This window comes from Ruegeria hyattellae, assembly GCF_041537925.1.
Lineage (GTDB): Bacteria > Pseudomonadota > Alphaproteobacteria > Rhodobacterales > Rhodobacteraceae > Ruegeria_C.
In genome coordinates this window covers 128,797-142,540 of sequence record NZ_JBGOSH010000002.1, presented here as the reverse complement: position 1 = coordinate 142,540, position 13,744 = coordinate 128,797, and the positions used below count along the sequence as shown (strand labels likewise).

11 protein-coding genes are annotated in these 13,744 nt (G+C 61.9%); all 11 read right to left on the bottom strand.

Translation table 11 applies throughout. The annotated features are described in order from the left end of the window. Positions 1 to 32 precede the first annotated feature (32 nt). Positions 33 to 1,328: a gluzincin family metallopeptidase gene (locus AB1E33_RS04625; protein WP_372576092.1), complete on the bottom strand. Its 1,296-nt coding sequence runs from the start codon at positions 1,326 to 1,328 to the stop codon at positions 33 to 35. 20 nt (positions 1,329 to 1,348) lie between these two features. Beyond that, positions 1,349 to 2,683, bottom strand: a complete 1,335-nt coding sequence (locus AB1E33_RS04620) for a TfuA-like protein (protein ID WP_372576091.1) — start codon at positions 2,681 to 2,683, stop codon at positions 1,349 to 1,351. Then, entirely contained in the window at positions 2,680 to 3,876 is a 1,197-nt protein-coding gene (locus AB1E33_RS04615) for a YcaO-like family protein (protein WP_372576090.1), read from the bottom strand. The genes AB1E33_RS04620 and AB1E33_RS04615 overlap by 4 nt, the downstream gene beginning before the upstream one ends. 109 nt (positions 3,877 to 3,985) lie before the next feature. Further along, positions 3,986 to 5,902: a beta-galactosidase gene (locus tag AB1E33_RS04610; protein WP_372576089.1), complete on the bottom strand. Its 1,917-nt coding sequence runs from the start codon at positions 5,900 to 5,902 to the stop codon at positions 3,986 to 3,988. Next, positions 5,899 to 6,759: an SMP-30/gluconolactonase/LRE family protein gene (locus AB1E33_RS04605; protein ID WP_372576088.1), complete on the bottom strand. Its 861-nt coding sequence runs from the start codon at positions 6,757 to 6,759 to the stop codon at positions 5,899 to 5,901. Before AB1E33_RS04605 ends, AB1E33_RS04610 begins: the two co-directional genes overlap by 4 nt. After that, entirely contained in the window at positions 6,759 to 7,361 is a 603-nt protein-coding gene (locus AB1E33_RS04600) for a 2-dehydro-3-deoxy-6-phosphogalactonate aldolase (RefSeq protein ID WP_372576087.1), read from the bottom strand. Before AB1E33_RS04600 ends, AB1E33_RS04605 begins: the two co-directional genes overlap by 1 nt. 1 nt (position 7,362) lies before the next feature. Further along, positions 7,363 to 8,256, bottom strand: a complete 894-nt coding sequence (locus AB1E33_RS04595) for a 2-dehydro-3-deoxygalactonokinase (RefSeq protein ID WP_372576086.1) — start codon at positions 8,254 to 8,256, stop codon at positions 7,363 to 7,365. Between the two features lie 3 nt (positions 8,257 to 8,259). After that, complete coding sequence (locus AB1E33_RS04590) at positions 8,260 to 9,024, bottom strand: SDR family NAD(P)-dependent oxidoreductase (RefSeq protein WP_372576085.1); 765 nt, start codon at positions 9,022 to 9,024, stop codon at positions 8,260 to 8,262. 81 nt (positions 9,025 to 9,105) lie between these two features. Further along, positions 9,106 to 10,812 (bottom strand): IlvD/Edd family dehydratase, encoded by a 1,707-nt coding sequence (locus tag AB1E33_RS04585; protein ID WP_372576084.1) that lies wholly within the window; start codon positions 10,810 to 10,812, stop codon positions 9,106 to 9,108. Next, the gene (locus AB1E33_RS04580) at positions 10,809 to 12,896 is read right to left on the bottom strand and encodes an alpha-galactosidase (RefSeq protein WP_372576083.1); all 2,088 of its coding nucleotides are present in this window, start codon (positions 12,894 to 12,896) and stop codon (positions 10,809 to 10,811) included. The genes AB1E33_RS04585 and AB1E33_RS04580 overlap by 4 nt, the downstream gene beginning before the upstream one ends. Continuing rightward, positions 12,896 to 13,744, bottom strand: coding sequence for a carbohydrate ABC transporter permease (locus AB1E33_RS04575; RefSeq protein ID WP_372576082.1), 849 nt, complete (start codon positions 13,742 to 13,744; stop codon positions 12,896 to 12,898). The genes AB1E33_RS04580 and AB1E33_RS04575 overlap by 1 nt, the downstream gene beginning before the upstream one ends.

Below are 13,744 nucleotides of genomic sequence, written 5' to 3'. Positions count from 1 at the left end.
ATTCTCCGATCACAAAGAAATTTACGCATGAGTCACTCCGGCACCCGGGTACGCGTCGAAACCGCGTGGCTGTGCTCGTCCGGTTCGGTCAGTCTGGGACCCACGTCGACGATGCCAACTTCGCGCATCCGGAAATTGCCCTCAATAATCTGCCGGAACGCGCCATCAGTGATCTCCTGATCCACCTGCACCAGCGCCCGCTCAACGCCAAGATAGCTCAGCATCTCGGCATCCAGAAGACTCCAGGCATCAGCCAGGTACGAGCCCAGAAAGTCACGTGCCTCCAGCAGCGCGATGCGGAACCCGTCGGGGTTTTCGGCATAGCGCTCGTCGAACATCTCCTGCATCACATCGCCATATTCGGGCGAGTCCTCCAGTTGGTCCGACAGGTCCTCCATCTCTGGTGAGATCAGGTCATGCACCAGCAGACGCTCGTGATAGATATCGACGAAGATGTCGAACATCGCGCCGGTCAGCGGTTCCGAGAGAGCGTGCTCGCTGCTCCAGCCGCATTCGAACTGCGACAGGGTCTTGTCATTGGCAGCCATGCGGATTTGGGCGTTTTCCGACAGTTCCGCGAACCGGCTGAGACGGTTGAAGGAGTAGAGATTGCCGCGCGTGTTCTCCAGCAACTCCTCGACCACGGACCCGAAATGCAGCGCCGCCACCAGCGCCACCATGTCGGCGGCGGATTCGTGAAAGCCGTAATATTCGCCCGGCGTATCCTCGGGCGCGGGCATGCCGATCACGCTGTAGATGATCGCGTGCCCGATCTCATGCGCGACTACGTCGAAATTCAGGCTATAGGCACGATATTCGTCACCATGTTCCCAGGTGCCGCCGGTTTCCAGAAATCCCCAGCCGATATGCGCATTGTCCAGACTGGGCAGCAGCGAGAGTTCCAGCCGGTCGAAATCACGTTCGAAATGCCACGGGATCGCGCGGCCGAAATAGCCCTCCCAGACATCCATGGTGAAATGCGCCGATCCAAAGAGATGCGCGGCCTCAAAGGCCGGGTCGGTGGGATCGAGATAGGTGAAATTGCCGTCCTCATCGGGTTCCGCCGGAGGATTAACCGGACCATTCCAGGGCGGCAGATACATTCCCGGCCCTTTCGGCCTGTCGATTATCGCGCCAAAAGGCGTGGTCTTGCCCACCGGGTTGACCGTGTACATGCGCGGCCCCGAGGGACCGGGCCCCAAACTTCCAGGAGGCGCAGAGACCTCGACCAGTTCAGGCCTCGGGTTGCTTTCGAAGAAAGGAGATTGCGGGAACAGTAGAAACCGCGTGCCCGGCGCTTCGTCCTCTGGCAGGTCAGGTCGGTACATGCGTCCCTCCAATCGTTCAACTATGCGTCTGGCGCCTCGGCAGCATCGCCACCACCCTGAGAATACAGGAACTCGCGCGCGACCAGTGTACAGAATTCTTCGCGATCCGCGAGCCCGAGGCTTTGCGCATGCAAATCTAGATCATCCGGGACCGGCTGACCAAGGTGATCCTCAAAGTACCAGATCAGCAGGCGCAGCCGGTCCTGCCCGGAAAACTCACGGTTTTCTGCGACCTGCAAAGCAGTCTTTTTGGCCTCGGCCCGAGCCTTGAGACCCGAATACTCGTCGGCCCACCGCAGCGCGGAGAGCATATGCGGCTCCAGCCGGTCGACTCGTAGCGAGCGTATTTCATCGGATAGCGCGGCACCGCTCAGAAAATCCTCGTAACCGGCTTCATCCAGGTCATTGGCGTCCAGCCAGTGCAACACATCGCGCCGCTGCGCTAGCCCGACCTGCGAACGGTGGCGGTCCATTTGCGCCACCAGCGTGTCACGATCCGCCCGCAAACCGCGCCGCGCCGCGTCCTCCTGCGCCAGCACACCCAGCATTGCCCGTTCGCGCAGCTCAACAAAGCGCGCGGGATCAAGTCTTAACTCATCAAGAAGATCCTGCGCGGCTGAGCGATTCCCCGCGGTTTCGCTATCAATGCGCCGGATCAACCCCTGCCACGCCAGTGTTCGTTCGACCCGGGTCGGCGCCTCTTGGGCCTCTGCCCCGCTCTCCAAATAGGTCGCCATCCGACGGAGCATCTCGCAGGCATCGTCGCGCTTGGCATCAACCTTGCCTTCCGGTAACCAGTCGCTGAACACTGTCAGATCGTGGTCCTGTGCCAGCATAGACAGGACGCGCGGCCAATCCCGTTCGCGATATTGCAGCGCCTTGCCCGCATGCAGGATCGCCTCCGCCAGACCCGGCGAAATCATTCCCGCCTCCAAGGCCCGCGCAACGGTTGCGCGGATCGACACCATCGGCTCGCTCAGCGGCTGAAAACCCAGCTCAGCAGGGCTATGCAACACCGCAACTTCGTCGTCATCTTGCAACACACCGGCGTGATAATCCTCGAAAATCCGGCCGACACCGATCATACCGAAATCTGCTAGTTCGGCGGCGCGCAGCGCGCCCATGCTGGCGCTGCCGAAGACCGGTATGCCCTGTTCCATCGCCCAGAGGATTTCCTTATGCCAGACCGAAGGCACACCTTCAAAAAACCCGTCGATAATGCCGATTGCGCGGGGGGTCTCGCGGGCCACACGATAGACGTCGCCCTGCCGCACCGGCGGCAGAATCTCGGCCTGCAAAATCTCACCGACTGACTGCGATGCCAGGGTCGGGCCAACAAAAACCACCGCGCTCATGCACGCGCCCTCATTGCGCGCAGTCCCGGCACGAAATCGGGATCGTCATGCGGTGCTTCCAGCCCCGGAATGATCGCGCGCACAACGGCTATATCGAACCCCTCCTGCGACAGATCGACAGCAACAACCTGCTCAATCCCAACCGAGGCCAGCCGTAACACCAACCAATCGAGATCGCCCGAAAAGGACTCTGCCGCGTTGCTGGGACAGCCGATGAAGCTGCCTGTCGGCGCCGCCCCATCGATCAGTTCACGCACGTAATGGCCCCGCGCACGCAGGGCTGTGTCGGCGAATTCCTCGGGCTCCAGATCGTCACGCGCGCCCGAGATATAAGTCAGCCGCGTTTGCGCCGCTTCAGTCAGGGCGCGCAACAGCGCAATTGCCCGGTCCGGGTGGCAACCATCGCCCAACCCGATATGACCCGGCTGCGTCCCCGCCTCGCAGATCGCGCAATGAAAGCACGCGACACCCACATCCGAGGTCGTGTTCCAGACCCCCACATCTATCCCGGCAGCGGTGAACCTCTCCAACGCCTCACGACAGCGCGGATCGTCAATCGTCTCAGGATCGATACGCTGATCGCGCGCGCTCTGATGCCAGAGTGTGGTGGCGTCGCGCTCGATCACTTCACAGATCGCATGGCAGGTCGCCTCACTCAGGTCATTGCCCGAAGCCAAGCCGTTGGTCGAGCGCGGAAAGGCACAGTGACCGCCATTGGGCGGTTCGGTGTAATCGGTATCGACCATCTCATATGGCACCCAGCAGGGGGTATCCGCGCCCAGATCATGACCTTCGATCCAAAGCAGGCGGCGATGCGGGTCGAAACGCCCGCCGGTGACCTTCGGCAACCGGTCGATATCGGCCACGTTCGCCTCTGCCCGCAGGTCTGCATAAGACGCCCGGCGCAAGGGTCCCGTGATTCGCTCAGCATGCCAGCTTTCGATCGCCTCCATCACACCCGAGGCCTGCGCCGCTTCCAGCGACAACCCCTTGCCCAGCGACACCGCAACCGAGCGCGAGTTGGGCCGGCACACCATCACCGTCGGTAACCCGATCCGGTCCAGCCCAGTTAGGTTGGCCACCCGCGTGATGCCCATGCGTTTGAGATGCGGCTGCACCAACGCCAGCGTCTGGGACGGATCACGCAGCCGATGGGTATCAAGGCGATAACGCTTGGGTGACGCATCTGTCATGAGACAAGCCTTCGGGAACGGTCACGGCCCATGGGACGCGCGAGGGAAATAATGCCCCGAGGATGAGCGATCATCACCCACCGGTCAATAACGCCTGTGGCCCGCCCTGTCAGAGAACCTGCGCGCCATCCTTCCAGACCGCCACGCCGCAGGGTTCAAGCCGGGCGCCGTTCCACTCCACGGCATGGGCGTTGTAATTCACAGCAAAGCGATGCGCGCCCATATCACGAATGCGCAGACCGTCAGGCAGCCGCATGAAAGAAAGGTTCGCGCGTTCAGCGGCAGCACCCAAGATCCGGTCCCAGAGCACCTCATCCGGGAAGGCCCCGAGATAGCTGAGCCTATCGCTGCCCATCTGCACAGGCGCGCCCGCCTCGGTCTGCAATAGCACCTCGGCGGCCCCGCTCAACTGTTCCTGCCAGTGCATCACCTGTCCACCGCCAGAGACAGCACGGGTGTGATCGGGCGGCAGGGATTCGACCAGATCGACATGCACGTCCAGACCCGCCACCCCGGGGCGGCCTGCATCGGGCACATGGTAGTCGTCGCTGATCGCCCCGCTGCGCGGCCCCAGCACCACCTGAGCGCCCGAGGCGCTGAGCGCGTCGCTCAGGTCCGGCGGCAGAACCGCCAGTCCCGGCGCGAGGATCAGGTCATAGCCGCTGAAATCGCGCTGCCGAGAGGGCAGGAAATCACAGGACAGCCCCGCCCGGCGCAGCGCCTTGTAGGCCGACAGGATCAGGTTGAAATAGCTAAAGCCCGACCCCTGCGGCTGCGCGGCCCAGGCCCAATCCGAGGGGTAGTCGAACAGCATCGCCACTCGCGCCTGCGCAGGGGTCAGATCGCCCAGCTTTGCCAGATCTCCAGCCACCTGCGCCGCTTCATCCGCCCCGACCGCGTCGCGTCCGTTCGGCTGCAACAAGCCCGCGTGGTATTGCTCCTGCCCGAACGGGGCCTGCCGCCAGCGGAAATAGCTGACCACCTCGGCCCCATGCGCCACCGCCTCAAGCGACCAGAGCCGGACCATGCCCGACAGTGGTGCGGGATTATAAGGCGCCCAGTTCACCGGGCCGGGCTGCTGCTCCATCACCCACCAGCGCCCGCGCCCTACCGCACGGTAAAGGTCATGGTGCATCGCCTGCATGTCAGGGTCGCCTTGTTGCAGGAAGGTGTGCTTATGTCCTTCCTCCAGATCCAGCCGCTCGGAGAGAAAGCCAATCGGATAGCTGTCCCAACTCGCGATATCCAAGTCGTCACCGACCTCGAAATGATCGAAGTCCAGCACCCGGCCCATGTAGTTGTGGATCAGCGGCGCATCAGTATGCGCCTTCAACACCTCGGCTTGCGCCCGGTTGAACCGCACCACCTGATCCGAGCTGTAGCGGCGGAAGGCCAGCACATGCGACGGGTTCGGATCGGTCACCGTGAGGTTGGGCAGATCGATTTGATCAAAGGAGCCGTATTCCATTGACCAGAACACATTGCCCCAGGCCCGGTTCAACGCCGCAATATCGCCATAACGCGCGGCGAGCCAGTCACGGAACCCCTGCTGCGCGGCGTCGCTATAGCTCAACACCGTGTCATGACAACCATATTCATTGTCGATCTGCCACGCCGCCACATGTGCGTTGCTCGCATAACGTCGGGCGAGGATTTCGGTGATCCGCACACATTCATCCTGATACCCGGCATGACTGAAGCAATAATGCCGACGCGAGCCAAACTTGCGCGGTTTGCCCTCTGCATTCACGGCCAGCATGTTCGGAAACCGGTCGATCATCCAGCGCGGCGGTGTTGCCGTGGGCGTGCCCAGCACCACTTTCAGCCCCGCCGCCCCCAGCACTTCGATGGCGCGGTCCAGCCAGTCGAGCCGCAATTGCCCCGGCACCGGTTCCATCCGGCTCCAGGCGAACTCGCCAATGCGAACCCATGTCAGGCCCATCGCTGCCATGCGGGCGGCATCCTCGGCCCAGCCCGCCTCGGGCCAATGTTCGGGGTAATAACAGACACCCAGTTCCGGTCTCATAAGATCACCTTATATTCCGCGCGGCCCTTGCCCGCATTTTCCGCAACGAAGGTCATGCCATTTTCCGGCTCAGAGCTCAGCACCTCGGAGCTAATTCCAGCCCGCGCGGTTGTGCAATATAGATCGCGGAACTCCGACCCGCCAAAACCGGGACAGGAACTGTGCCGCCCAGCAAAGCGCACCGCCTTCAGGAAAGTGCCGAGGGGCGAATAAGCGGCCACCCGGTTCGCGCCCCATTGCGCGATCCAGACATTGCCATCGCGATCGGCCACCGCGCCATCGGGGTTCAACCCGTCGACCCGCAGGTCGAGAAACACATGGGCCTCGCCCTCGGGCCATCCGGTTTCGGGTTGCAGCGGCTGCCGCATCACCTGTCCGGACTTGGTGTCGGCGTAATAGGCGCAACGACGATCCGGCGCAAAGCAGATCGCGTTCGAGATGGTGACATCCGGCACCAACTGACGCAGCTCTCCCCGGTAAAGGCGATAGATCGCACCGGCGCCCTGTTCGGCCTGTTTTCCCATCGTCCCGATCCAGAACCCGCCCCAGGGGTCGGCCCGCCCGTCATTGGACCGGGTCGCCTTGGTGTCGGCCTCCAACGCGACAACCAGATCGCGTGCGCCGGTCGGCAGATCGAACCGCCAGAGACCGGTTTCCGAGGCGATCAGCAATGTCTCGCGATCCACCCAGCCCGCGGCTGAGACGTGTTCCTCGAATTGCCAATGCCGCGGACCGCCTGCGTCGCGGGTCAAGAGCCGCTTGCCAATTATATCGAACCAAAAGAGCTGCTGACGCAACGGATGCCAGAGCGGCCCCTCACCCAATGCGCAGATGCGGTCGTCGAAAACCCGGCTCATCAGACGGCCTTGTCATACGCCGCTACGATACCGGCCGCGCGCACTCGCACGTCCTCAACCGACATGCCCGGCTTGAAAAGCGCCGAGCCGATGCCGAACCCATCGGCACTTGCCGCGAACCATTCTCCGAAATTCTCCGGCCCTGCCCCTCCCACGGCGTAGACCTGCGTGCCTTCGGGCAGGATGGCACGCATCGCCTTCAACCCGCCGGGTCCGGCCATATTGCCGGGGAAAAGCTTGAGACCGCTGGCGCCTGCCTTGAGCGCGGCGAAGGCTTCGGTCGGGGTAAAGATGCCTGGCCAGCTTTCCAGCCCCAGCACCCGGCTGCGCGCGATCACTTCTGTGTCGCAATTGGGCGAGACGATCAGTCTGCCACCCGCATCAGCCACCTGTTCGACCTGTGCCACTGTCAGAACCGTCCCGGCTCCGATCAGCGCCCGGTCGCCACAGGCGCGTGCCATATCAGCGATGCTCTGTAGAGGGCTTGGTGAGTTCAGCGGCACCTCGATACGGGTGATCCCGGCGGCAATCAGGGCCTCACTCATGAGGACAGCATCCTGCGGGTCGAGACCGCGCAGAATGGCGATAATGGCTCGTTCCATTTTAGTGCTCCAGTAATTTCCGGGCCGCATTCAGCCCTGCAAGCGTCATCCGTTGGCCATCCGCGACCGTGGCCGGAACACCCTGTAATTCCAATGCTTTGGCGTAAATCGCTGACATGCCAGTGGCGCCGATCAACGCGACCTGCTGTCCCAACCAATAAGCTCGGGCCGCCGCCAGCTCCGCCCCTATCAATAGACCCGAGAGACGTGCACGCGCCACCGATCCTTCGGTGGCCTCAAGCAGGTCGCTGGCGCGGAGTGCAAAGAGCCGTGCCGCCATGGTTTCAGGCCGCGACAGCGTCGTCTCGACGGACTCGCGAAAGGCGTCCTCGTCCCAGCCCTCGCCCACCGAATGGCGCAAGACGGACGCTTTGGAAAGCAGGTCGAACATCTCGCCGGTCATGAAGGTTTGAAAGCTCACCACTTCACCCGCGCTCACATGCACCCATTTCGAATGGGTGCCGGGCAAGCAGATCACCCCGTCCCAATCCCTGTTCAGCGCCAGGAACCCGGCGATCTGGGTTTCTTCGCCACGCATCACGTCGGCGGGTTTGGCTTGTTTCAAACCTGGCACCACATAAGCCCGGATGCGCGGATCGGTATCCGGCACCTTTATCGGCGCGCCCGAGAGCGGCGCAACCGGAACAGCCGCATAGGGTGCCTCGACCCAGCCCTGCCGCGCGCCGACCATGCCGCAGGCGATCACATCGACCGGTGCCTCACCCAACCAATCTGCCACCAGCTCCAGCAGCGCGCCCTGAAACTCAGGCCGCGCCAACCGTCCCATCCCCTTGTCCGATCGCGCCTCACCCACGGCGCGCGTGCCCTGCATGGCCCAAACCCGCAAATGAGAGGTGCCCCAGTCGGCCGCGATCCATTCGGCTTTGACGCTCATATCCTATCCCGTCACCACAACGCCGCCATCCACGACCATGCATTGGCTTGTCATCATCCGGCTAGCATCCGAGGCCAGATACAGCACCGGCCCAATCATGTCATCCGGCGTCAGATGCTCTTTCAGGCATTGCCGCTCCATATGGGCCTCCAGCCCTCCGGGGGTGGCCCACTGATCGAGCTGCTTCTGGGTCAGAACCCAACCGGGCGCAAGGGCGTTCACACGGATATTCTGCGGTCCAAGCTCGCGCGCGAGCGAACGGGTCATGCCGGTGATCCCCGCATTGGCGGTGGTATAGGCGGTATAGCCTGCATTGCCCATCATGTAGCTGATCGAGCTGAAATTGATGATCGAGCCACCCCCGTCCTGCATCTGCCGCGCTGCCTCCTTGCAGGCGAAGTAATAGGCCTTGAGGTTGATCGCCTGCATCCAGTCCCAGAAATCCGGCGTCGCCTCTTCCAACGAATGGCGTTTGTCATTGGCGGCGTTGTTGACCAACACCCGGATCGGCCCATGGGCATCGGCGGCCTGCCGCATGGTCTCAAGCAGCCGGTCGGTATCGGTGATGTCGCCCTGTAGAAACAGCGGTACGCGCCCGTGCTTGTCCTGCATCCGGTCCATGAAATCGCCGGCGTCCGAGCGACCGATAAAGGCAACATTGGCGCCCTGGCCCATAAACCCGTCGGTCAATGACGCGCCAAGCCCCGAGCCGCCGCCGGTGATATAGACCGACGCGCCTTTCAGGTCGGGGTGTATCACTTGTGTCATTCGCTCACCTCTACGATTGCCAAGGAAGAAAATTCGAATTTTCTTCCGGGATTTTTACAAAAATCTTGCTCCCGCCCGGCATCAATGGCTCTCCCGTGTGACCGGGCGGGTATCCTTGCCGATCAGGAAGTCCAGGTCGGCGCCCTGGTCTGCCTGCAACACATGATCGACATACATCCTGGCATAGCCTCGCGCGTAACGCGGGGCGGGCGCGGTCCATTCTGCGCGGCGATCCGCTAGCTCTGATTCCGACACCAGCAGTTCCAGCACGCCCGCAGAGGCCGAAAGCCTGATACGATCACCAGTTCGCACCAGTGCCAGCGGCCCGCCCGCCGTTGCCTCGGGGCTGACATGCAGGATCACCGTCCCAAAGGCCGTGCCCGACATGCGCGCATCGCTGACCCGCACGATATCGCGCACGCCATGTTTGACCAGCTTTGCCGGGACCGGCATATCGCCCACTTCGGGCATGCCGGGATAGCCCTTGGGGCCGCAATGTTTCAGCACAAGCACGCTGTTTTCATCCACCGGCAGGTCGTCGCGGTCGATATTGGCCTTGAGCTCTTCGATGGTCTCGAAAACATAAGCCGGGCCCTCATGCTCCAGCAGATGTTCGCTGGCCGCCGAGGGTTTCACGATCGCCCCCTTTGGGGCCAGATTGCCGCGCAGCACGCGTAGGCCCACTGACGGTTTCAGCGGGGCGTCATGGGCGTAGATGACATCGCGATTATAGCATTCGGCCTCTTCGTAATAATGCGAGATATCCTTGCCCATTACCGTGTTGGCAGGACGCAATTTGTGACGCAGTTCCTTCAGAACCACCGGCACGCCCCCCGCGTAGCAAAAATCTTCCATCAGGTATGTGCCCGACGGCATGCAATTGACAAGCAGCGGAATCTCTCCGCCGATCTCGAAATCCTCCATCGTCAGATCGACGCCGACACGGCCTGCCAGCGCCAGCAGATGCACAACCGCATTGGTCGACCCGCCAAGCGCGGCATTGGCCAGAATGGCGTTTTCAAAACTTGTCTTGGTCAGCACATTCGACAGTTTCAACTCTTCCTCGACCATCTCGACGATGCGTTTTCCGGTCATGTGCGCCAACGCCATGCGCCGCGCATCCACCGCTGGAAGCGAGCCGTTCATCGGCAGCGCCAGCCCCATCACTTCGGTCAGTGAGGACATGGTCGAGGCCGTGCCCATGGTCATGCACACACCCTTGGACCGGCTCATGCCCGATTCAGTGGCCATGAAGTCCTTGAGCGTCATGTCGCCGGCCTTCACGTCCATGGCAAACTTGCGCACATCCGTCCCCGAACCCAGATCGCGCCCCATCCACTTGCCGTTCAGCATCGGGCCCGAGCTGACCACGATGGTCGGAAGATCGACCGAGGCCGCGCCCATCAGCTGCCCCGGCGTAGTCTTGTCGCAGCCGCCCAGCAGCACTACACCGTCCATGCCATAGGCGCGGATCGATTCCTCGACATCCATCGACAACAGGTTTCGAAACAGCATCGCGGTGGGCTTCATCTGGGTCTCGCCCAGCGACATCACCGGAAATTCGACCGGGAAACCACCCGCCTCCCAGACGCCACGCTTCACACCTTCGGCCAGCTCGCGCAGGCCGGAGTTGCAGGGTGTCAACTCCGACCAGGTGTTGCAGATGCCGATGACAGGGCGACCGTCAAAGACATGATCGGGAAAGCCCTGGTTCTTCATCCAGCTGCGGCGAATGAAGCCATCCTTATCCATCATGCCATACCAGCTGCGGTTGCGGCGCTCGCTCATAGTTTCCTGCCTTCAATGACCCACATGGTCTGTGGGAAGCTCCACGGCAGGGTCAGGCCGTGGCTCATCAGGTACTGACCGCTGACGGTGACCGACTCCTGCTTCAGGATCGGATTCCCGCGCGACAGGGTCGGCGGTACTTCAGCCGTTTTGCGCAGTGCCACACGATACTGTGCATCAGCCTCCAAACGGGTCAGGCGTAAGGGACGCGGCGCGATCTGGGCCGAGGTATCGGCCTTGCCCGCAAAAACCACAAAGCGCGAGCCGTCGCTGGTCTGTTGCTGCTCGGCAAGCACCGCCTTGTCCGGGCTGTCGAGCCGCAGGATATCGGCATAATAAAGCCAGTCGCGGTTGTCTTTCCACCACTGGGTGATCTCGCGCAGTACGCCCGCCTCTTCCTCGGTCAACTCACGCGGGTCCATCTCGAACCCCATATGGCGTTGCGCGGCAACCCAGGCGCGGAACCTAATGTCCAGCACCCGTCCCGAGGTGTGGCAGACGCGCGGCCCCACATGGCTGCCGGTCACCGCCATCGGCAAAAAGATCGCCGCATTGTGCTGGATACGCAGCCGTTCCAGCGCGTCGTTGCTGTCACTCAGCCAAACGCGCTGGGTACGTTTGAGGATACCGAAATCGATCCGCCCGCCGCCCGAAGCGCAGCTTTCGATTTCCACATCCGGGAAATCGGCGCGCAACCGGTCGATCAGCGCATAAGACCCGCGCGTCTGCGCCGCGTCTGGCATCGGTAGAACGCGATTATGGTCCCATTTGATATAGTCGATGTCGTGACCGGACAGGATCGCCGCCATCCGCTCATAAAGGAACTCCCGCACCTCGACGCTGCCCATGTTCAGCGCCTTTTGCTGGCGGCCCAGGATCTGGTCCTCGCCCCCCAACGCCCATTCCGGATGCGCCCGGTGAATCGAGCTATCGGGGTTGATCATCTCGGGCTCGAACCAAATGCCGAAGGTCATGCCCAGCGAATGGACATGTTTGATCAGCGGATCGAGCCCCTCGGGGTATTTGCGCGGATCGACCTCCCAGTCGCTGAGGGATGAAGTGTCATCATCGCGCTGCCCGAACCAGCCATCATCCAGCACAAACCGTTCCGCGCCCAAGTCGGCAGCTCGTTCGGCGATATCTTTCAGCTCCGGCAGGTTGTGGTTGAAATAGACCGCCTCCCAGCAATTGTAATGTACCGGGCGGGCGCGGTCGGGTTTAGGAAAGGCCACGATCCGGTCGCGCAGATGGCGCTGGAAGGCCACCGCGCAACCATTGATCCCGTCATTGGAGAATACCGCATAAAATGGCGCGCTCTGGAACCGGGTCATCGCCTGCCGTTCCATCCGCGCGGCATGCCCAAACTGGATCTGGCGGCGACCATCGGGCAGTTCTTCGGCCACCATGCGGTGGCCACCGGACCAGCCATAATGGAACCCGTAGGCCTGACCTTGCGCATTCGTCGCCCCGCGCACGGGAACGATCAGGCCGGGAAAGTGTTCATGCCCGGTTCGCCCGGTTCGGTTCTCGCGATAGCGAATGCCCGGTGACCAGGCGGTGCGGTTCATCTGAAACTCGCCACACCAGCGCCCGGCGAAATCCAGCATCTCATCCGAAAGCTGCGGTGCCGGAAAGACCGGTGCACTGAGCCAGTGCAATAGCACCGGGCGGTCCGCCTCCAGCGTTGCCTGCGCCTCGATGATATGGGTCTTGGGGTCGATCAGAAACCGCGCCACGTAGGTCAGTCGATGCGCCTCGTCCCGATAGGTCAGGACAAGGTGCTGGTCATCGCCCTCTTCGGCCGCATAACAGAATTTGGGCAGCAGCGGAGTGCCGTCACCGTCGCGCACAATCAGGCCCGGCTGACCGGGGAAACTACGCGTAGCCTCGGGGCAGATCGACAGCTCGGGATTGGCATCCAACATGCCCCCGGTGACGTCCAAGCCATAGGATTTGAACAGTGTTTCTTCGTTTTCGCCCTCAGGCAGGCGGGGCCCGAAATAGACGATCTCGGGCAGGCGCTCGCGATCGGCCGCGAGAACCAGAGATTGCCGCTCATCATGCAGCGACCATGTGCGTATCATTACTTGACGGCTCCGAGGGTGAGACCCGCAATGAAGTGTTTCTGCATCAGGAAAAACATCGCCACCGGCGGCAGTGCCGCAACAATCGATCCTGCGCTCATCAGGTGATACGCGGCGCGGAACTGCGCATTGAAACTAGTGATTCCCGCCGTGACCGGCTGGCTTTCTGCGCCTTGCGTCAGCACTACCGCCCAGAAATAGTCGTTCCAGATAAAGGTGAACATCAGCACGCTGAGCGCCGCCAGCGCCGGTTTCATCAGTGGCAGCACCACATACCAGAAGATCTTGATCTCGCTGATCCCCTCCACCCGCGCCGCTTCGATCAGAGCAAAGGGCAGCGCCTTGATGAAGTTGCGCATGAACAGCGTGCAGAACCCAGTCTGGAACGCGATATGGAACAGCACCAGGCCGGTCTTGGTATTATACAGCCCCAAATCCAGTGTCAGATCGCGCACCGGAACCATCAGGATCTGGAACGGCACGAAATTGCCCGCCACAAAAATGAAGAATATCCACAGGTTCGACTTGAACTTGTAGATGCCAAGGGCAAAACCGGTCATCGAACTCAGCGCAACCGCCCCGATCACAGTTGGCACGGTGATCAAAATCGAGTTCAGCATGTAGCGCGGCATGTCGCTGTTGAAAAAGACCTGTCCGTAATTGTTGAAGAACTCGAAGGACGACGGCAGACCCCAATAGTTGGCGTTGACGAAATCCGCATCCGGCTTGACCGAGAAGAGTGCTACGGCCAGCAACGGCCCCAGCCAGAGCAGCAGGGCAACAGGCAGCAGCGCCTTGTAGGTGATCTGAGCGGCTTTGGGCTGTTTTTCAATCGGCGTCGGAAACAT